We start from the raw sequence: 19,744 nt of genomic DNA on the forward strand, positions 1-19,744 counted from the left end.
TGACAGCTGGCTTGATTGCCGTTGATCTAGAGCTTGACAATCGGGCGACCAATGTCGCCCGGGTTCGGTGGGTTCCATGACAGGGGTTCGCACCACGAGAACGACAGTCACCTTCGGGTCGCCCTTCCAACTGGCAGGTTTCGAACGGCCCGAGCCTGCTGGTACGTACGACTTAGAAGTCGATGAAGAAATAATTGAGGGAAATGATCGGACCGTATATCGGCGAACCGCCACCCTCCTTATCCTACGCAGCGGCAGTACCACACGTACAATAACAGTAAACCCGGCGGACTTGGAGGCCGCGCTTGCCAGAGATTGCGAATGAAGAACAAGAAGACCCGGCTTGTGCAAATATCGACGTGTCAAGTATCGATCGTGACAAGCGGCTGGGCGCGAAATACCCAGCGAGCGGTTACATTGTTTTTCAATAACGCATAAGGGAAGTCGACCATGACCAATCAACAAGATAGCTCGGGCAAACAGGACCATGTCGCCGATGACAAAGCTGGTAAAGGCATCATGTCACGCGTAAATGCCGCGTCCGATCAAGATACGGATTGCATCCGCCGCGCGCCAGACGCTGCTGATGCCAAGCCTTCCGGCGCCGCCGTCCATGTGAAGTAACTGCTTAAAACGCTGTTGGCGCGACTCCGACAGCAGCGCTTTTTATCAACTTGTTGTATATACGCGTTATCTAATACGACACGGTAATAAATCTTCGGCCCTTCCTCTGACAACCGCGATGTCAACCTATGCCGTAAAATCCGACCGGTCCACTTCCTCGATCATCGCCTGCTGATCACCCCGAGGTCGGGCCGCGACGTCACTACGATCTCTTAGACCGTGACGATCGCGAAGCGGCGCTGCTTTCAGGTTCGGCGGTCGACGAGGTGGCGTTCGTGATTGATGTGGTTGTGGACGTTGGCGTGAACCGAGGCGAACTTCTGTAACGTGCGCATCTGCCGGAAGCGCAGCGTCGCCCGCTCTCATCGCCTGAACGGCAGGTGCGAGTTCTCCACCCGGTTGTTGGCCCAGCGACCCACCTCCTGCTTCTCGCGCGTGCCGAGTTCGCTCAGAGCAGCGCCGTAGGAGCGCAGACCGTCGGTGGTGAGCGCCTCGGGCGAGCCGTGCCGCTTGAGCGCCTTCTTCATGAAGGCGAGCGCAGCCTTCTTGTCGCGCGTTCGGGTGACGTAGCTCTCAAGGATCTCGCCCTCATGATCCACCGCTCGCCACAGGTAGACCATCTCGCGGATCAGCTTCACGTACATCTCGTCCAGGTGCCAGCGCCAATGACGAAAGCCGCGCATGTGGCTCGTGCGCTGCCGCCGCACCTCGCCCGCGAACAGCGGACCGAACCTGTCTCACCAAAGCCTCACCGTCTCGTGGCAGATGTCGATACCGCGTTCCAACAGCAGGTCTTCCACGTTCCGCAGCGACAGCGGGAAGCGCACGTACATCAGCACCACCAGCCGGATCACCTCCGGCGACGAGTTGAAGTAGCGGAACGGCGAGGCTGGCTTGCGCGGGCGGGGCATGCCCCTCTCCTACCCCGGCGAGCTCCGGAGGTGCCTAAGCTTTGACAGAGCCGTGTGGTACGTTCTTCCTTCAACACATGACTGGCTGCTGCTCGCCGCGCTGGCGCTCTTCCTCCAGTCGCTCGCGCCGAACAAGCTGGCGGGTTGGGGATATATGGTCTTCTACCTGATTTGCTCGCTCGCGCTGAACAAGCTTGGCTGGCAAGACCCGCACTACCGCTACGGAGCCTATCCCGGCGCGCCACTGCCCCCGGCCTTGAGCGGGGCGCACGGCGTAGGATGGTATCGCCTCAGCTGGGGAACGGCGGCTGCTACCATGATCACGCTGGCGTGCATGCGTGGTCCTCCGCAGCCGCGTTCGGTCCCGTAGCCCTCTTCTGTATCACGCCAAGCTCGAACGCACACGGGTGACTGTGCCGGAGACCACAACCTTGCACCTTGACCGACCGGCGCCGATCGCGAGGCGCCTAGCTAGGCGCCGAGCCGCAACAGACGATAGAGCCATCACACCGCGAGCCTGGGAATCTCTTAACGAAGTCCGCTCGCTCATTTTGAGCGCAAGCTCACCCAGACATAGCCAGGACGCGCTTTCTTCCTTGCGCCTCCAGCTCGGGCAGCGTCATGGTGATTGAGGATGCGCGGCGGAATTCCTCTTCCAAATGGCTTCTCGCCATCAGGGCATATCGCCATCATCACGGCGCCGCTGGCCGGCCACGTCAATCCCGTGCAGGTTCTCGCGAGAGCGCTGGAGGCTCGGGGCTGGCGTGTGTCCTTGGTGCACATGGCAGCTGCCGAAGGCCTGGTGACAGATCCCGCGCTTGGCTTTTCGGCGCTTCCGGGCGGAGCCGCGGCCATGTTCGATGCCTATATTGACACCTTAGTCGAGCCGACCGGACCCGTTCGACTTACCCGCATGATCCGCGCATCAGCAGCGATGACCGGTCGTTTACTGGACGAAGCGCCGGCGGTTCTGGAGCGGACCGGCGTCACCGCTGTCCTAGCGGACGCGGTCGAGCCGGCCGGCCCGCTCATCGCGCAGAAGCTCAACCTTCCTTATGCCGTCGCCACGACCGGCCTGCCCCTACTTGGCGAGCCCGATGTGCCACCAGCCTTTCTTGGCTGGCGCTACCGTTCGGATCGATGGGGCAGATTTCGCAACCGCGGCGGCTATGCGGTGACCAATCTGCTGATGCGACCAATTACCCGCGTGGTCGAGACGCGTCGCCGCCAGTGGGGCTTCGAAGAAGGCGCCGCACCCCGCGTGCAGGTCGCCCAATGCCCGCGGGGACTGGACTATCCCCGACGCTCCTTGCCGTCGACGTTCCTCTACGGTTCACCGTGGCGATCGGAGGAGTCGCACGAACCGGATCTGCCGGACGACGGACCACCGCTGGTCTTCTGCTCGCTCGGAACGCTCCAGGGATCGCGCCGGGCGCTGTTCGCGACCATGGCGCAAGCCTGTGCGGCGATCGGCGCACGCGCCGTGATCGGCCATGGCGGCGGGCTGTCGCGCGACGAGGAGTCCGCCCTGCCAGGCGATCCGCTGGTGCGCGCCTTTTGGCCGCAGACAGCCGTGCTGCGGCGCTGTTCCGCCGCGGTGCTACATGGCGGCTTCAACACGGTGCTCGACGCGTTGGCGGCCGGCGTGCCGATCGTGGCGTTGCCGATCGGCTTCGAGCAACCTGCTACTGCCGCCCGCATCGTCCGACTCGGGGCAGGCCAAACACTTTCGCCGCGTCGGCTTAGTTCGCGCACGCTGGCCAACGCCTTGCGGGAGGTCATCGATCAGCCCAGCTACGCACGTGCCGCGCGCGGCATCGCCGCCGAGATCGCGGCCGGAGCGGGCGCCCCCGGCGCGGCGGACGCCATCACCGCTGCGCTAGCGACTCCCGCCTGAAGGTCGGCAAGCGCCACCACGGCGTGCCGGGACTGAGATGATGTTCGTGGTGGTACGCGCCGAAATGGAAGCACGTCATCAACGAGAAAACCGGCCGCAGCGTGCTGCTGCGGGCCTGATGAGCGTCGGCGAAGGGCTGGTCGCCGTGCCGGTGGGGGAGATAGGTGCCGAACACGAACAGCTGCCCCAGCGCGAGTAGCGCGGGGACCGCCCAAAAGACGACTATGTTGAGAAGTGACGCGCCCAGCAGCAGGTAGATGATCGCGGCGACGGTGATACGCAGGATCTGTCCGTGGGTGTAATAGTTGCGGAAGAAGGAGCCGAACCATGGCAGCGCGCGACGCGGCGCAGCACAATGAAAATCCGGATCGCTCTCGGTTCCTGGTGCAGCATGGTGCGCGTGGTGCTTGGGCAGCAACGCGCCGTAGGACAAGCCGGCATAGGCGCCGAGGCAGAGCGTCCCGACAACCCTGTTCAGTCTTGGCCAGCCAGGTGCCAGCGATCCGTGCATGCAGTCGTGCGCGATGATGAACAGTCCGGTACTGAGCCATGCCTGCGCCACGATGACGATCACCGCCAGGAACGCGGTGCCAACGCTCCATCGCCAGAAGAAGATACAGCCGATATGCACTGCAATCCACGCGAGACCGATGGCCGTGGCCAGCATTACGCCGTGCTTCATATCACTTCTGTGCTGACTCCGGCTCACCGCCCGTTACGCTCGGCCAGACGCCGTTTCAGCCGCACGGGATCAGGTGCGAACAGGAAACCAAAGCTCACCCCGCCTTCCTTGCCTTTGACCGCGTGATGCAGCCGGTGCGCCTGGTGCAGCCGCTTAAAATAGCCGCGCCGCGGCACCCAGCGCACGCCGAACCGCTGATGCACCAGCATGTCGTGCACGAAGGCGTAGATTGCACCGTAGACAGTGATCCCCAGAGCCATCCACCACACCGGCTCCCACACCGTACCCAGCGCGAACAGCGCGATTACGATCAAGGCAAAGGTTACGGCATACAGATCGTTGCGCTCGAAAGCGCCGTCATGTGGTTCATGATGCGAGCGGTGCCAGCCCCAACCCCACCCGTGCATCACATATTTGTGCGTCGCCCAGGCGAAGACTTCCATGAACAGCACCATGGCCAGCACCAGCAGCAGCTTCTCGTACCAGCTCAACGAATCACCTCGACGCCGTGCATGCGGCCATTAAGCCCGCTCGTCCGCACCGCTTCCGTAGCACGACGCCCGCGTCGGCGCATCCCGTCGCGATCGGTCACCGGCGTGGCTAGGCCGCGGGCCACGCTCAACGCGACGATCGCCAGCAGCAGGCCCGCCAGCACGTCGACAGCGTAATGACCGCCGAACAATGGCGTCGCCAAGATCGTCAGGCCGGCCCAGATCGCTGCCGGAACGCGCAACCGGGCAAGCGGGTACAGCCCCCACAACAAAATAACAGTGAGCGCCGCGTGATAGCTGGGAAAGCTGACAATGCCGGTCATGTGCGACAGGTCGAGCTGGCGGATTGAGCCGTCGCGCAGCCCCCGTACCAAGCCGCGATCGCCCCAGGCGACCGAACCCCAAAGCTGCCGGTAATGATCGGGATCGAACAAGTTGCCCGTGGCGGGCAGCAGTCCGGAAACGAGGACTGTCACCCCACCTGCCAGGATCGCCGCGGCCATGGTTCTTTGCAGTCTCGCTAGCCTACCCGTTCCGGCGAGCACCAGCACGCACGCGACCATCTGCAGCACCAGGCTGTGATAGGCGATCCCGGCGATCAGCAGGATCGGCTTCGGCAGTTTGTCCGCTAACGCAAAAATGGCAGGCCAGTCGAAGCCCAATCGTTTATCCACTACTGTCAGCCAATTATCACACAGCGGACCGCTCGCTGCAGCCAGGAGATAGGCAAGCACCACGCCCAGGATGGTGAACAAGGTTATCTGCAGAAACGACGTGGCTCCTGCGACCAGGCGTGCATCGGCTCGAACCCGCCCAATCACCAGCGCACCCACCAGCGCGGCTACTCCTAACGTAGAGAAGACAGCGTGTGCAGGCGATAGGCTGAAACCAAGCACCTGGCTTAGCAGCACACAGCTCAGCGCCAAGCCTCCGATGACAGACCATGTGACGGCATCGGCATAGAGAGTGGTCGTGGTAGGCGGACGCATCATCCCATAACGCGACTTTACCCGAGACGGGCCCGTGACCATCCGATAGGGTTCAACGCTATGGCGTTCCTCGGGTTAGCCGGAAACGCCACCCGATGAGGTTGAGCGCGCGCGATCCTGACTCTCAACGCCGCTGCGCTGCTCGAACGGACGAGCGATTAAGCAACTGACAGGGTATCCAGCCGCTCGGCTATCCGCCACATCGAAGCTCAAGAGCGTATGATCCGTGGAACGCAGTGTGCCGAAATCCAGAAGCGGCGGGCCAGGGCGATCTGGCGCCCTCCCAATTTCGGACGCTTATCCGTGCCCGCGTTCGCGTCATCTCAGAGGGAACGCTGCGGGACCCAGGCCCCCCGGTCTGCAGTTCTCGACAAAGCGACAGATCGCCATTCTTAGCCGCTGTTTAACGCTCCATGAGGTACGATCGGATGTTCGAGGGAGGCCGTTCGTGACGATCGAAGAAACGTGTTTCGAAGCCGTTAGCCTGCACGATCTCGAGTGGATGAGCACCGCGGAGCAGGACGCCCTGCCTTTCGGCGTCGTGGGCTTCGGGCCTGATACGGATGTTCAAACCTACAATGCCACCGAAGCGAAGATGTCGGGGCTAGACCCGTCCACCGTGCTCGGCGTGCCCTTCTTCGATGCAGTCGCACAATGCATGAACAACTTCATGGTCGCGCAGCGCTTCGAGGATGAACCTCGCCTCGACGACATCGTGCCCTATGTTCTGACTCTGCGGATGCGACCCACGAAGGTCCGGCTGAAGCTGCTTGCCGCGCCGGACATGCCTCGCCGCTACGTTCTCATCGAGCGATGAGACCGCGGCGATGAGCGGGAAATCCAGCGAGGAGCAGCTCCTCGAGTTCCTCTATGCCTGTCCGGTCGGCTTGATCGAGTGCGATCTCGCCGGCGATATCGTCATGATGAACCCCCATGCCATGCAGCACCTGCTGCCGCTCGCGGGCCCGCGCGATGCCGGTAACCTGTTCGCGGCGCTGGAACACCATGCGCCTGAACTGCGAAGCATGGCAACAGCCTACCAGGCCACGATGGGCCGGGTCTGCGACGGCCATCGCATCTTCGTCGATCTGGGGCCGGGGCCGCGCACGAAGGCTCCTCGCGTTCTCGCATGTACGATGGTGAAGCTCGGCGCCGATCGCCTGATGGTGACGCTGTCGGACATCAGCCAGCAGGTCGTGCAGGAGGAGCGGCTACGCCAAGCTGATACCTGGTTCGCGACCCTGCTGGACGGCGTCAACGACTACGCGGCGGTCGCGATCGATGTGGAGGGGGTGATCACCGCAGCAAACGCCTGCTTCACGCGTCAGACGGGCTTCGATAGCGCAGTGACAATGGGCCGCAACCTGGCCGAGGTGCTTCAGTGCGACAACACGGGCGGTGATCTGCGGCTCGGCGAGCAGATCGAGATCGCCGGTCGAGACGGCTGGCACCTGCAGGAAGGATGGCAGGCGAGAGCGAACGGCGAGCGCTATTGGTGTCAGCGCCTCGTCGTGGCTCGGTCGGAGCTGGATACATCGCCGTTCACTGGCTTCTCCGTCATCCTGCGCGACGTGCCACGACGCGAGGCGGCCGCTGAGGACGTGAGGCGCCTGTTGACGTGCGACCATCTCACCGGGGCCGCTAATCGACGCCATTTCAGCCAGGCCTTGGAGCGTGAGCAGGCCCACTGGCGTGAACTGCGTCACAGCCTGTCGCTGATCGTCCTCGATCTCGACCATTTCAAATCGGTGAACGACACCTATGGCCATCCGATGGGTGACCTCCTCCTCCGCCGGGTCGCCGAGGTCTGTGCGACGCTGCTCCCTCCCCGTGGGATCTTCGCGCGTCTCGGCGGAGAGGAATTCGGCGCGCTACTGCCCCGATATGACCGCGAGCAGGCGCTCGGACTGGCCGAGCAGATGCGCCAACGCATAGCGGCCATCTCGATTGAGACGCCGGACGGTGCTCTGACGGCGACGGCCAGCCTCGGCTGCGCTACGCTGGACGAGGCGGGCGGCTCGATAGACTCGTTGATCAAGCTGGCAGACGAGCGACTGTACGCCGCCAAGCAGGCCGGGCGGAACCAGGTCCATCGTCTGACTGCCGACGCTGCATGACGTCTTGTCCCTCACGCGAGGCGATGCACCGGATCGCCTGCGCCGTCGTCGCGGCGGAGATGCGCCGCCTGCGCGGCGGCGACCTGCCGATGCCGCCCCCGTGGGCGAGCACGACGGCCATCGCCGACGAGGGGCTTGGCCTCGACTCGCTCGAGCGGCTGGCCGCCCTCGGAGCGCTCGCGGAGGCGTTCGAGCTGGACGATGCCATGCTCGGCCTTGAACCGCCTGGCACCGTCGGCGCGTGGACAGACTGGATCATGCATCACCACGGCGCAGGCGAAGGTCGGATAACTGTCAGGTCATCGGGCTCGACGGGCGAACCCGTGCTGTGCTCGCACGCCGTCGTTGACCTCGCTGAAGAGGCGCGGTTCATGGCGTCCCAGCTGCCAGGGCGGCGTCGCGTGGTGGCGCTTGTACCGGCACATCACATGTACGGCCTCATCTGGACGGCGTTGTTGCCGGACGTGCTTGGTGTGCCTGTCGTCTCCCCGACGATCGGCACGGCGCTTGACCTGACCCCCGGCGACCTGGTCGTCGGCGTGCCCGATCAATGGCAGGCGCTATCGCGCCTGACGCGCCGCTTTCCTGCCGATGTCATCGGTATCAGTTCGGCCGGACCACTCGACGCGGTCCTCGCAGCCGAGCTCGAAGCCTCGGGGCTTACCCACCTTCTCGACGTCTATGGCTCGTCCGAGACCGGCGGAATCGCCTTCCGCCTCCACCCGGCGACCTTTTACGACCTCCTGCCCCGATGGCGGTTGCTGCCACAAGGCGACGGCGAGTGGGGGCTGGTTGACGCTCACGGCGGCCGCTACCCGCTGCCCGATCACATCGAGCGGGTCGGCGAACGCCGCCTGCGCCTGATTGGTCGACGCGATGGCGCGGTCCAGGTAGGCGGACAGAACGTCTGGCCTGAGCGGGTGGCGGCCATGCTGCGTGGGCTTGACGGCATCGCCGACGCGGCAGTGCGCCTGAACGGCAATGGGCGGCTTAAGGCGTTCATCGTCCCAGCCGACGGCCACGACGTCGCGAGCTTGTCCCCGCTGGTCGATCGCGCGATCTCCGAGCGGCTGTCGGTGGCGGAGCGCCCGCGCCTTCTGCGGTTCGGCACCATCCTGCCGCGCAACGCCATGGGCAAACTCGAAGACTGGTCATGATCCACACGTCAATCTCGGCCAAGAACGTCGCCCGATCGTCCGCGTCACCGCTTGTCAAACCCTGTCGCGACTGCCGCAGCGGCGCCGCGCTACCAATCGATATCACGATGGCGTTCCAGCCCATCGTAGATATCCGCACAGGCGATGTCTTCGCCTATGAGGCGCTGGTGCGTGGCGTCGACGGCCGATCTGCGGGTGACATATTGTCCGCTGTCTCGCCCGAGCTCATCTACCGGTTCGATCAGGCATGCCGGGTGAAGGCGATCGAACTGGCCGGTCGCTTGTTCGCTCCCGACGACGGCGCAAAGCTGTCGATCAACTTCATGCCGAACGCCGTGTACGAGCCCGACGCGTGCATCCGCGCGTCACTATCCGCGGCGCGACGTGTCGGCTTCGACCCTGGTCGGCTCATGTTCGAGTTCACCGAAGATGAACGGATGCGCGACGTGCCGCATGTCCGCCACATCATCGACGCCTACCGGACACGCGGGTTCACGACGGCGATCGACGATTTCGGCGCGGGCTACGCCGGGCTGGGGCTTCTCGCCGACCTGCACCCCGACATGTTAAAGCTGGACATGGCTCTGATCCGCGGCATCGATGCGTCGACCGCGCGCCAGATCATCGTCGCAGGTGTGGTGCAGATGGCAGACGCGCTGGGCGTCCGCTGCATCGCAGAGGGCATCGAGACTGCCGCGGAACTTCGTACGGTCCGCGAGCTCGGGATTACTTTGTGCCAGGGATACGTGCTCGCCCGTCCAATGATCGAGGCTCTACCCTCCTTGTCATTGCCCTCGTGACCCGCCCCAAAAGCGGTCACTCCCGGCGTCCTGCTATGCCGCCAATTCCGTCGGGCAGCGAGTCGAGCGCGTGGTCGAGCGCAGCCGGGTCGGTGACATCGAACACGGCGGTGTGGACGCGGCCGCCGTGCTCGGCCGCCAGTCGCTCGAGCCGCTCAGCGCGGCGGCCGGTGGCGATCACCTGCCAGCCGGCGCGCACCAGCGCGCGGGTGGTCGCCTCGCCGATACCGGAGGTGGCGGCGGTTACGATCGCAGTCTTCACGTTCACTTCTCCTGAGGGCTGGGCACGCGGTCGATGTTGCCGTCGAACGCCCGGGGTTCCAGGCTGACGAAGCCGTCGCGGTTGGGCATCCTGACCTGCGACAACGTCGCCGCGTCGATCCGAACGTCAGCGCCAACGATGCCGTCGATCGAAAGCAGATAGGCGGCAAGACCATAAACTTCGTCGTCGGTCAGCGATTGCGGCGCGGTGAGCGGCATGGCGCGGCGAATGTAGTCGAACAGCGTTGGCGCATAGGGCCAGTAACTCGCCACCGAGCGGACCGGCTGGGGCGCGGCGAGCGTGCCGATGCCGCCGGTCAGTCGCTCCGCCGCTCCGCCCACCCCCGCCTCGCCGTGGCAGGCGGCGCATTTCGCGCTGAAGGTCGCGCGTCCCTGCGCCACCGTACCCGAGCCGGGCGGCAGTCCGGTGCCGTCGGACAGGATCGAGATGTCTTCGCGGCGCACGACATCGGCCGGCGCGGGACGACCGAGGTGAGGCGTGGCATCCGGGCCATCGTCGCCGCCGCTGCACCCGGTGGCACCGAGGAGTGCGGCGAGCAGCAGCGCGGCTTCACGCATAAACATGCGTGATCCGGCCGCGGGAGTCGACCGCCCAGCTCTGGACGGCGTTGGCATGGTAGCGCTGGCCTGGAGCATAGCGCGCGCGCCAGGCGGCGCGTGTGGGCTGCACCGCACCGGTCTCATCGGTGGCCCGGCTCATCAGCGTCGTCGGAGCGCCGCTCCAGCGCCACGGAATGCGCCACGCGGTGAGCGCCTGCGGCAGCGCGGGGCGGTCGAGCGCGGCATCGGCCCAGCTCCTGCCACCGTCCGCCGACACCGCCACGCTGCGCACGCGCCCCCGCCCCGACCATGCGAGCCCGCTGATCTCGATCGCGCCGCGCGCGCGGAGATCGTGGCCGAACGACGGGCGCAGTATGATCGACTTGGCGCCCATGCGCAGCGAGAAGGCGTCGGCCGTGCCGTCCGCGTGCAGGTCGGTGTATTTCGACGTCTCGTCGCGCGAGAAAGCGGGTGCGGCGAGCAGGCGCAGCCGACGCAGCCACTTGACCGAGGCATTGCCCTCGACGCCGGGCAACAGCAGCCGCATTGGATAGCCCTGCTCGGGACGCAGCGGCGCGCCGTTCTGCAGCAAGGCGATCATGGCGTCGTCGCGCAGCGAGAGCGGAATGCTTCGCGTCATCGCCGCGGCGTCCGCGCCCTCGGCCTGCATCCAGCGCGCGGCGGGATCGACCCCGGCCTCGTCGAGCAGGGTCGACAGCAGCACGCCGCTCCATTCGGAGCAGGAGAGCAGCCCGTTGATCTGGCCGGCGCTCGCCTGCTCCGGCTCGGGCGCGGCGATCGAGCCGCTATTGCCCGAACACTCGATGAAGAGGGTGCGCGTGTGTCGCGGATAGCGCAGCAGGTCATCGTAGCGGAACAGGAGCGGCCGGCGCACCAAGCCGTGGATGAGCAACGCGTGCCGATCGGCATCGATCGCGGGTACGCCGTTGTGATGACGCTCGAAGTGCAGCGCGGACGGCGTGATCGTCCCCGCCAGCAGATCGATCGGGGTGCGCGACGAGCCGCTGCCGGCGAAGGGAAGGTCGGGCACGAGCCGCGTGATGCCGTCGCCGCTGCCGCCGCGCGAGAGCGGCGCTCCCGGCGTCAGCATCCATGCCGGCGAGCGCGTGCCGACCTCCGCTGCACCACCCAGCAGCGCGCCCGCCGATGCCGCGCCGGCGGCCAGCAGGGTGCGACGGTGGAGCAGACCCCCGCCTGCTACCATCTCGTCATCCGCTCTGGCTCGATGGGTCACGCGGCCTGATGGGCAGCGAGCGGGGGCGCCGCGGGCACGTCGCGCAGCAGCGGGAGCAGCTGGTCGCCCTGGCGTCGGATCTCGGCGAGATAGGGCGTGTCGGAGAGGATGAAGCTGTTGATTCCCAGATCGCGATACTTGCGCAGCGATGCCGCGACGTCCGCGGCCGAGCCGACGAGCCATGTCGTGCCGGCCCCACCCCCGCCGTAGCGACCGGGCGCGGTGTAGAGGTTGCCGTCGAGCACCTCGCCGCGGGCGTGGAGATCGAGCAGACGTTGCTGTCCCACCGCCTTGAAGGCGCGATGTTGGTCGACCTTGCCCTGGCGCGCGGCCATCTCGTCGACCTTCGCCTCGGCGTCCGCCCACGCCTGTTCGGTGGTGTCGCGCACCAACGTGGTGATGCGCAGCCCGAACTCGAGTGGCGGCAGGTCGCGATCGAGGTCGCGGCTGAGGCGCTTCAGCCGCTCGATCCGTTCGGCCACGTCGGCGAGCGGCTCGCCCCAGAAGAGCTGGACGTCGGCCTCGGCCGCCGCCACGCGCTCGGCCGCTGCGGACGCGCCGCCGAAGTAGAGCCGCGGGTGCCGGCGCTCGCCGCGCGGCGTGATGCGCGGAACGACCGTGGAGTTGGCGACGTGGAAATGCTCGCTCTCGAACGTCACGTCGGTCTCGGTCCACAGCCGCCGCACCAGTCGCATGAAGCTTTTCGTCCGGTCGTAGCGGTGCGCCTGATCTCCCTCGCTGTCGCCGTACGCGGCTAGATTGTCCTGGCCGGACACGATGTTGACCCGCACCCGACCGCCGCTCAGCGCGTCAAGCGTCGCCGCGGCGGAGGCAAAATTGGCCGGGCGCCAATAGCCCGGCCGGACCGCGATCAGCGGCTCGAACGTGGTCGTGCGCGCGGTGAGCGCGGCGGCCACGGTGAAGGTGTCCGGTCGCCCCCAACCGGTACCGATCAGCGCGCCCTGCCAGCCATGCTCCTCGAGCGCGCGCGCGTGCGCGGTCAGCGTCTCGAGGCCGGACGAGTCATGATCGCTCACGTCGCCGCGGTGGCCGCCCTCGACCTGGTTGGGGATGTACCAGAGGAATTCGGAGGGGTTCGTCATGGGGATCTCCGGCTGAAGGGTCGCGGATCAGTCGAGGCGGAAGCCGAGACCGTGGAGCACGTCGCGCAGCAGGTGGCGGCCGGCGAGCGAGTCGATGCCGCGCACGCGCTGGCTCGCCTGTTCGCTCCAGTCGCGCTCGGGCATCGCCTGCTCGCGCTGAAAGCCGCGCAGCCGCGCGTCATAGGCGGCGATCAAGCCGGCGTGGTCGCTCGCGCCGTAGCGCTCGCGGAACAGCACGGCCTTCTGCGGCAGTCGCGGCTTGACCGAGGCGGGCGCGGCGGGATCGGGATAGCCGACGGTAAGGCCGAACAGCGCGAAGGATCGCGGCGGCAGCGCGAGCTCGGCGGCGACCTCGGCGGGCTTGTTGCGGATGCCGCCGATATAGCAGCTTCCCAGCCCGATCGCCTCGAGCGCGACGACGGCATTCTGCGCCGCCAACGACGTGTCGACCGCTCCGAGCAGGAAGCTCTCGAGGAAGTGCAGCCCTTCCGCAGGGGTGCCGACCCGGTCACCGATCCGGGTGAGGCGCTGATGGTCGACGATCCACAGCAGGAACAAAGGCGCCTGGAGGATTTGCTTCTGGTTGCCCGCGAGCGCCGCCAGCCGAGCCTTGCGGTCGGGGTCCGCGACCGCGATGACGGTCCATGGCTGAAGGTTGGATGAAGTCGGCGCCGACTGCGCGGCAGCGACCGCGAGCTCGACCGCCCCCGCAGGCACCGGATCGGGGCGATAGGCGCGCACTGAGCGATGCGCCGCGATCGTGTCGAGCGTCTCGTTCCATGCCACGGACAGGTCGAGCGGCGTGCGGTAGCGATCGTACAGCCGCGTGTCGCGCCGTCCGGCGGCCACATCGGTGCGGTACGCGAGGGAGGTCGCGTCAGCCATATCGTACCTCCGTGGCGGGAGGAGGTGCAGCCTCCGTATGATCTTCGGCCACGTCCTCGACGCCAAGCAGGCGGTGGAGCGTCGCACGCAATTCGGCCATGCGCGCGCGCCGGGCGACGCCGGCACCAGGCAGCGCGACCGGCAGGTCAGCTGCGAGCCGGCCCTGGTCGAGCAGCACGATCCGGTCGGCGAGCAGCATCGCCTCGTCGATGTCGTGCGTCACGAGCAGCACCGCGGGGCGATGCGCGTCGACCAGGCGCCGCAGCAGCGCGTGCATCTGCACCCGTGTCAGCGCGTCCAGCGCACCGAACGGCTCATCTGCCAGGAGCAACTTGGGCTCCCGTACCAGCGCGCGCGCCAAAGCGACGCGCTGCTGCTCGCCGCCCGACAGCTCGTGCGGCCAGGCACGCTCGCGCCCGGCGAGACCGACCTCGGCGAGCACCTCGCCGGCCCGTGCGCGCTGGCCCGAGACACCGAGCAGCACGTTGTCGAGCACGCGCATCCACGGCAGCAGCCGGGCATCCTGGAAGATCACCGAGAGTCGCTCCGGGAGGCGGATCTCGCCCGAACCCTCGGCCTCGTGGTCGATCTCCGCCAGCGCGCGCAGCAGCGTGCTCTTGCCCGATCCGCTGCGCCCAAGCAGCGCCACGAACTCGCCCGGCGCGATGTCGAGGTCGATGCCGTTCAACACGCCCTTTGCGGTGAAGGAGCGAGTGAGCGCGCGCACCTGCACCGCGGGCGATGGCCCCCAGCCGCTCATCGGCCGAGCGTCCGGCGCCAGCCGAGCAGGCGACGTTCGAGCTGGCGTACCAGCGCGTCCGAACCGAAGCCGAGCAGCGCATAGACGACGAGGCCGACGAGCATGACATCGGTCTGCGCATAGTTGCGCGCAAGCGTGACCATATAGCCGATGCCGCTCGTCGCGTTGAGCTGCTCCACCACCACCAGCGCGAGCCAGGACGAGGTGACGCCGAAGCGCAGACCGGTGAGGAAGCCGGGCAATGATCCCGGCACGACGACATGGCGGAGGAACTGCCACCGTGTCAGCCGCACCGTCTCGGCGAGTTCGACATGGCGGAGGTCGATCGCGCGCAAGGCATTGTGCGTGTTGATGTAGACGGGGACGAAGACCGCAGTGGCGATCAGCGTGACCTTCATCGTCTCGCCGATGCCGAGCCACAGGATCATGAACGGGATCAGCGCCAGGATCGGCACGCCGCGCTTGATCTGCACCAGCCCGTCGATGACATAGCCGCCGAGCAGCGACAGGCCCGACAGCAGCGCCAGCGCGGTCCCGATCGCGACGCCGACGCCCAGTCCCGTCATCGCGCGACCGGCGGACACGGCGAGATGCTCCTGAAGCCGGCCCTCGCGGATCAGCTCGGCCCCGGTCGTGATCGCGGTCCAGGGAGCGGGCAGGATGCGCGGGTCGAGCCAGCCCGACATCGACAGGACCGACCAGTAGAGCAGCAACAGACCTGGCCCGAGCAGGCTGCCATAGCGCGCCGGCGCGCCCGGGCTCAGCGATCGCCGCGGTACGCGCGCGCTTCGCGGCAGGTAGGCGACCGGCGGGTCGATGGGCCGCCGCTCCTCCGCCTTACCGATGCTCAGATCTTGCGAGATGGCGTTCATGACGGATCTCTCCTGTCGGTCGCTGCGGCGTCACCAGCGATCGATTCGAAGCGGCGGTCGAACAGCGTCGCGGCGTCGAGACGCGGACGGCCGGTTTCCGGGCCGAGCGTGTCGATGGCGGCCTGCTCGTAGGCGATCGCGCCCTTCCAGCGACGCGGCACCGAGACGTTGGTGATGTACTTGGCGAGCATGCGCGCGTCATCGAGTGGCAACCCTCGCTGGCCGGCGTAATAGCCGCGAGCCAGATCCTCCGGATGCGCGTTGATCCACGCCTGGGCGCGGCCCCAATAGGCGGCGAAGAGGCGCAGCGCGGCCGCCTTGCCTGGGTCAGTGAGCGCTGCCTCGGGCACGTAGACGTTGCCGCCGTCGTCGCGGAACGGCGGGTGCTCGAGCAGCCGCGCGCCGCGCGCGCCATTGTCGCGCAGATACCGCTGCGCGACCAGATCGTTGCGGATCGGTGCCGCATCGACCGCGCCCGATGCGAGCGCGTTCGAATAGACATCCCCGCCGATGCTGGACGGCAGCTCGACCAGCGTCACCTGATCGCGCGGGATGCCCGCGGCCCTCAGCGTCTCGATCACGACCTGCGCCTGCACCTGGCTGGGGCTGAAGGCGATGCGTTTGCCGCGCAGGTCGGCGATCGTCCTGATCTTAGCGCGCGGCGCGATGCCGAAGACATAGGCCTGCCGCCCCGAACGCTCGGCATATTCGCGAAAGGCGATGATACGCACGGGTATGCCGGTCCACACCGCGTGGATCGGCGGCACGCTCGCGCCGAAGCCGACATCGAGCACGCCGGCGTGGAACGCCTCGGTCACGTCGGGGCCGCCGGTGATCTCCGCCCATTCGATGCGGAACGGGAGTTCCTTCTCCCAGCCGTTGTGCTCGAACACCCAGCGTGTGACGGGATCGCCGACCCGCAGCACCACGTCCGGGGGAACGCGCTGCGGCAGCGGCGCCGCGAGCGGGAGCCCCACTGCGGCCTGCGCCGCCCGGCGCGCGGGCGCGAACAGTATCAGCAGCGCGACCGACACCGCCACGAAGGCGGCGAGCGCGGCCGAGCCCCGAGGCATGCGGGCCGCGGCCTGCGCCATCAGGCGGGCACCGGTGCGGTCGTGAACGACGCGGTCTGTCCGGGATATGTGTCGCCGGGCAGAGAGCGCGGCGCGACGGCGGGCTCGAGCGCGGCGCGGCCCTCATCGCTTGACACGCCCGAAACGCGACGGCCCAGGCGGCGCCCCCGCCAGGCTCTCCTCGGCGCCATATCTGCTCCCTCGCTAAGCCGACCCGGAGAGTGCGGCGGCGGGTCGGACCGTGCGATGCAGAAAAACTTCATACCGTTGAAACAATGCCTACTTTATCGATCTGAATGCAACCAACTACGAAACCCTACTAGATCGATCGGGATTAAGTCGGCAAGTGGGGAAAAAGATGAAAAAGAACCGCCGCGTTCTCGTCCGCGCGTTGCTGGCGACCGCCTCGCTGCTCGCGCCCGCCATGGCCCGGGCACAGGAGGGTCCGTCCGGCCGACTGCCTGAAGACGGCATCGAGCTGGCGCGGGCGGGATCAACCGCGCCGCCCGCAGCCCGCGACGGCGAGGTCGTGGTCACGGCGCGGCGACGCGCCGAGAACATCCGCGACGTGCCGATATCGGTGCAGGCGATCAGCGGCGAGACGCTCGAACGCAAGGGCACGATCGATCTGCAGAGCCTGATCGACCAGACGCCCGGCCTCAACTCGACCGGCGGCAACCCGCGCAACTTCTCCGTGACGATCCGCGGCATCGGCTATGCGCCCACCGCGGCCGACGGGCTCGACAATGCGATCGGCGTCTACTTCGACGGCGTGTACCAGGCGCGCCCCGGCCAGGTGCTGCAGGACCTCGTCGACGTGCAGAGCTTCGAGGTGTTGCGCGGGCCGCAGGGCACGCTGTTCGGCCGCAACGCCGCCGCGGGCGCGCTGAACATCACCTTCAACAAGCCAAGCTTCACGTCCGGCCAGACGGTCGAGCTGACTTATGGTCGCTACGATTTCGCGCAGGCCAAGGCGATCGTCACGGGGCCGATCACCGACAATCTCGCCTTCCGCACCGTGGCGTTCGGCACGCGCGCCGACGGCTGGATCGCGACCCCCTTCCGCCCTGCCTTCAAGGCGGCGGCCGAGCGGCAGGGTATTGACGCGCCCACCGCGACCGCCGAGGGCACGACCGCGGGCACCAAGCGCTGGGGCGTGCGCCAGCAGTTCCTGCTCACCGCGGGCGACCTGACGCTCAACCTGGCGGGCGACCTCAACGTCGAGAACGATAGCGCGGCGGGCTTCAGCTCGGGCGGCGGCATCATCGAGCTGTTCGGCCCCGGCAATTGGGGGATCAACGCCACCGCGGCGCAGCGCACGCGCGTGTCGAACGCGTTCGCGGCGCTCGGGCGCCTAGCCGACTTCGGGGGCGTGCAGAACTGGGCGCCGGCGGTCGACCCGCGGACCAGCATCATCAACAACTACAACCGGACCAAGACCAAGAACGCCGGCGTCTCGCTGACCGCCGATTATGATTATGGTTGGGCGACGCTGACCTCCATCACGGCGTGGCGCTTGTGGACCTTCGATCCGCCGCAGGACAGCGACACGTCGCCGCTCGACATCTACCAAAACATGGCCATCAGCCACAGCGACCAGTTCAGCCAGGAGGTGCGTCTCGCCTCCAGTCGACGCGGCCCGCTCGAGTGGCAGGCGGGAGTGTTCCTCTATCATTCCAAGCTGAAGGATCACTACGTCGTTCACCAGTTCGGCGCCGACGTCATACCCTGGTACAATGCCTTCAACACGGTCGCGGGCGCCAACTTCACGCCCATCCCGCTCTCCTTCCGCTCTCAGCTGACCGGCGTGCAGATCATCGAGGACACGACGGTCAAGAACCGCACCGCCGCGGCGTACGGACAGGCGACCTGGCATGCCACCGACCGGCTCGATGTGACGGGCGGGCTACGCTACACGTACGATCGCAAGAACGGCTCCAGCCCGGTCGATGCCAGCCAGATGCCCGCGACGCTGCCGGCGGGGATCACCAACGCGCAGCTGCTCGCCTTCTACACCGCCATCGACGCGGTGCAGCGCAATCCCGGGGTCACCTATCGCATCCCCGGCTATCCGACTGCGGCCGCGACGAGCGGCTATCCGCTCAACCTGGAGACGTCGAACGATAATCTCTCGGGCACGCTCAGCCTGTCGTACAAGATCGCGCCCGATGTGACCGGCTACGTCACCTACGCGACCGGTTTCCAGGCCGGCGGGCTGGATCTCAACAATCGCTCGCTCAGCCCGTCGGCGCCGGCGATCCAGCCGACGACCACGAAGAACATCGAGGTGGGCCTCAAGGCGTCGCTGCTCGACCGCCATCTCACCTTGTCGCTCGCGGTGTACCAGGAGCAGCTCAATGGCTTCCAGACGTCGATCTCATTCGTGCTGCCCGATGGCACGCCGCAGCGCGGCGCCACCAACGTGGGGGACATTCGAGCGCGAGGGCTCGAATGGAGCGTGGCCGCGAACGTCGGCGGCGGCTTCCGCCTGACCTTCGACGGCAATTACAACGATGCGAACTATACCCGAGCGCCGTCGCTCCCGGCACCCGCCGAGCTCAGCTACAACGGCATCGCCAACATCGACGCCGAAGGCCAGCGCGCGCCCTACTCGCCGAGATGGGCGCTTTCCGCGACGCCATCATGGGACGTGCAAGTCGCGTCGGGCACCGAATTCTACAGCTACGCGCAATTCTCCCACACCACTGGGTACGGGACGGGGGTCACGCAGTCGATCTACACGCAGGTGCCGAACCAATCCAACCTGAATCTGCGCGCTGGCCTTCGGCTGAACAGCGGCCGCTACGACATCTCGCTCTTCGCCAACAACGCCACCAACGAGCGCAACATCATCTCGCAAGCGCTGCTCGCGGCGCCCTCCGGAGCAGGCGTGACCGCTTATCTGGGACGAACGGTGAACTACAACCAGCCGGCACGCTATGGGATCACACTGCGGGCTCGGTACTAACGTTCGCTTCGCTGAAGCAAGGTAGAGGTGATCAGGCGTCAAGAGAGCACATGACGGATCGATCTCGGCTTATTTATTCTTGCGCCAACTCACTTGTCGCGTGAACAGCAGCTTTACCCGGTTGTTAGCCCAGCGGGCCACCTCCTGCTTCTCGCGCATGCCGAGCTCGGTCAGCACGGCACCGTAGCAGCGCAAACCATCGGTGGTGATCGCTTCGGGCGGGCCGTAGCGCTTGAGCGCCTTCTTCATGAAAGCGACTGCCGCCTTCTTCTCTCGTGTTTGGTGACGTAGCGATTGGGGATCTCACCGGCTGGTCCGACGACCGGCGCGACCGTGCC

General features: G+C 66.7%; 21 protein-coding genes and 1 pseudogene. 8 read left to right on the top strand and 14 right to left on the bottom strand.

Translation table 11 applies throughout. From position 1 onward, the window contains the following. Positions 1–450: 450 nt before the first annotated feature. On the top strand, positions 451–624 hold the full coding sequence (locus FHY03_RS17140; protein WP_183931805.1) for a hypothetical protein: 174 nt from the start codon (positions 451–453) through the stop codon (positions 622–624). A 362-nt stretch (positions 625–986) separates the two neighbouring features. Here the strand turns inward: FHY03_RS17140 and FHY03_RS21160 are convergent, their stop codons facing one another. Both FHY03_RS21160 and FHY03_RS21165 read right to left on the bottom strand, forming a co-directional pair. Then, positions 987–1,307 carry a transposase gene (locus FHY03_RS21160; protein ID WP_260159371.1) on the bottom strand — a complete coding sequence of 107 codons (321 nt, stop codon included), beginning with the start codon at positions 1,305–1,307 and terminating at the stop codon, positions 987–989. A 54-nt stretch (positions 1,308–1,361) separates the two neighbouring features. Further along, positions 1,362–1,535: a hypothetical protein gene (locus FHY03_RS21165; protein WP_260159372.1), complete on the bottom strand. Its 174-nt coding sequence runs from the start codon at positions 1,533–1,535 to the stop codon at positions 1,362–1,364. Positions 1,536–1,587: 52 nt separating this feature from the next. On the opposite strand from FHY03_RS21165, the gene FHY03_RS17150 reads away from it, so the two are divergent. Then, the gene (locus tag FHY03_RS17150) at positions 1,588–1,905 is read left to right on the top strand and encodes a hypothetical protein (protein ID WP_183931806.1); all 318 of its coding nucleotides are present in this window, start codon (positions 1,588–1,590) and stop codon (positions 1,903–1,905) included. Positions 1,906–2,169: 264 nt separating this feature from the next. Beyond that, positions 2,170–3,432: a glycosyltransferase gene (locus FHY03_RS17155; protein WP_183931807.1), complete on the top strand. Its 1,263-nt coding sequence runs from the start codon at positions 2,170–2,172 to the stop codon at positions 3,430–3,432. Here FHY03_RS17155 and FHY03_RS17160 read toward each other — a convergent pair. The 3 genes from FHY03_RS17160 to FHY03_RS17170 are packed head-to-tail and all read right to left on the bottom strand — an operon-like array spanning position 3,404 to position 5,438. Then, the gene (locus FHY03_RS17160) at positions 3,404–4,114 is read right to left on the bottom strand and encodes a fatty acid desaturase (RefSeq protein ID WP_183924679.1); all 711 of its coding nucleotides are present in this window, start codon (positions 4,112–4,114) and stop codon (positions 3,404–3,406) included. The genes FHY03_RS17155 and FHY03_RS17160 overlap by 29 nt on opposite strands. A gap of 23 nt (positions 4,115–4,137) precedes the next feature. Then, positions 4,138–4,605, bottom strand: coding sequence for a sterol desaturase family protein (locus FHY03_RS17165; protein WP_221190304.1), 468 nt, complete (start codon positions 4,603–4,605; stop codon positions 4,138–4,140). Next, a complete protein-coding gene (locus FHY03_RS17170; protein ID WP_183924677.1) occupies positions 4,602–5,438 on the bottom strand; it encodes a phosphatase PAP2 family protein in 837 nt (278 codons plus the stop codon). The genes FHY03_RS17165 and FHY03_RS17170 overlap by 4 nt, the downstream gene beginning before the upstream one ends. A 604-nt stretch (positions 5,439–6,042) precedes the next feature. Between FHY03_RS17170 and FHY03_RS17175 the strand changes: the two genes are divergently transcribed. The 4 genes from FHY03_RS17175 to FHY03_RS17190 all read left to right on the top strand — a co-directional run bounded on the left by FHY03_RS17175 (position 6,043) and on the right by FHY03_RS17190 (position 9,668). Further along, positions 6,043–6,411, top strand: coding sequence for a phosphonate transporter (locus FHY03_RS17175; protein WP_311722118.1), 369 nt, complete (start codon positions 6,043–6,045; stop codon positions 6,409–6,411). A 10-nt stretch (positions 6,412–6,421) separates the two neighbouring features. Beyond that, positions 6,422–7,711 carry a sensor domain-containing diguanylate cyclase gene (locus FHY03_RS17180; RefSeq protein WP_183931808.1) on the top strand — a complete coding sequence of 430 codons (1,290 nt, stop codon included), beginning with the start codon at positions 6,422–6,424 and terminating at the stop codon, positions 7,709–7,711. A gap of 23 nt (positions 7,712–7,734) precedes the next feature. Further along, the gene (locus tag FHY03_RS17185; protein ID WP_183931809.1) at positions 7,735–8,868 is read left to right on the top strand and encodes an AMP-binding protein; all 1,134 of its coding nucleotides are present in this window, start codon (positions 7,735–7,737) and stop codon (positions 8,866–8,868) included. Between the two features lie 107 nt (positions 8,869–8,975). Beyond that, positions 8,976–9,668 carry an EAL domain-containing protein gene (locus FHY03_RS17190; protein WP_221190305.1) on the top strand — a complete coding sequence of 231 codons (693 nt, stop codon included), beginning with the start codon at positions 8,976–8,978 and terminating at the stop codon, positions 9,666–9,668. Between the two features lie 16 nt (positions 9,669–9,684). Here the strand turns inward: FHY03_RS17190 and FHY03_RS17195 are convergent, their stop codons facing one another. The 8 genes from FHY03_RS17195 to FHY03_RS17230 are packed head-to-tail and all read right to left on the bottom strand — an operon-like array spanning position 9,685 to position 16,459. Continuing rightward, complete coding sequence (locus FHY03_RS17195; RefSeq protein ID WP_183931810.1) at positions 9,685–9,930, bottom strand: SDR family oxidoreductase; 246 nt, start codon at positions 9,928–9,930, stop codon at positions 9,685–9,687. 2 nt (positions 9,931–9,932) lie between these two features. After that, on the bottom strand, positions 9,933–10,514 hold the full coding sequence (locus tag FHY03_RS17200; protein ID WP_260159373.1) for a c-type cytochrome: 582 nt from the start codon (positions 10,512–10,514) through the stop codon (positions 9,933–9,935). Further along, positions 10,501–11,715, bottom strand: coding sequence for a sulfite dehydrogenase (gene soxC / locus FHY03_RS17205; protein ID WP_183931811.1), 1,215 nt, complete (start codon positions 11,713–11,715; stop codon positions 10,501–10,503). Before soxC ends, FHY03_RS17200 begins: the two co-directional genes overlap by 14 nt. Before the next feature lie 26 nt (positions 11,716–11,741). Continuing rightward, the gene (locus tag FHY03_RS17210; protein WP_183924665.1) at positions 11,742–12,848 is read right to left on the bottom strand and encodes an LLM class flavin-dependent oxidoreductase; all 1,107 of its coding nucleotides are present in this window, start codon (positions 12,846–12,848) and stop codon (positions 11,742–11,744) included. A gap of 27 nt (positions 12,849–12,875) precedes the next feature. Next, positions 12,876–13,733 carry an NADPH-dependent oxidoreductase gene (locus tag FHY03_RS17215; RefSeq protein WP_183931812.1) on the bottom strand — a complete coding sequence of 286 codons (858 nt, stop codon included), beginning with the start codon at positions 13,731–13,733 and terminating at the stop codon, positions 12,876–12,878. Next, a complete protein-coding gene (locus FHY03_RS17220; RefSeq protein ID WP_183924661.1) occupies positions 13,726–14,493 on the bottom strand; it encodes an ABC transporter ATP-binding protein in 768 nt (255 codons plus the stop codon). The genes FHY03_RS17215 and FHY03_RS17220 overlap by 8 nt, the downstream gene beginning before the upstream one ends. After that, entirely contained in the window at positions 14,490–15,365 is an 876-nt protein-coding gene (locus FHY03_RS17225) for an ABC transporter permease (protein ID WP_183931813.1), read from the bottom strand. The genes FHY03_RS17220 and FHY03_RS17225 overlap by 4 nt, the downstream gene beginning before the upstream one ends. Continuing rightward, positions 15,362–16,459 carry an ABC transporter substrate-binding protein gene (locus FHY03_RS17230; RefSeq protein ID WP_183931814.1) on the bottom strand — a complete coding sequence of 366 codons (1,098 nt, stop codon included), beginning with the start codon at positions 16,457–16,459 and terminating at the stop codon, positions 15,362–15,364. The genes FHY03_RS17225 and FHY03_RS17230 overlap by 4 nt, the downstream gene beginning before the upstream one ends. Positions 16,460–16,796: 337 nt before the next feature. Here FHY03_RS17230 and FHY03_RS17235 point away from each other — a divergent pair, with 337 nt between their 5' ends. After that, entirely contained in the window at positions 16,797–19,406 is a 2,610-nt protein-coding gene (locus tag FHY03_RS17235) for a TonB-dependent receptor (RefSeq protein ID WP_183931815.1), read from the top strand. Between the two features lie 69 nt (positions 19,407–19,475). On the opposite strand, the pseudogene FHY03_RS17240 reads toward FHY03_RS17235, so the two are convergent. Further along, a pseudogene (locus FHY03_RS17240) lies at positions 19,476–19,676 on the bottom strand (DDE-type integrase/transposase/recombinase); the annotation flags it as partial. Between the last annotated feature and the right edge of the window lie 68 nt (positions 19,677–19,744).

Source organism: Sphingomonas sp. BK345 (assembly GCF_014193845.1).
GTDB lineage: Bacteria > Pseudomonadota > Alphaproteobacteria > Sphingomonadales > Sphingomonadaceae > Sphingomonas.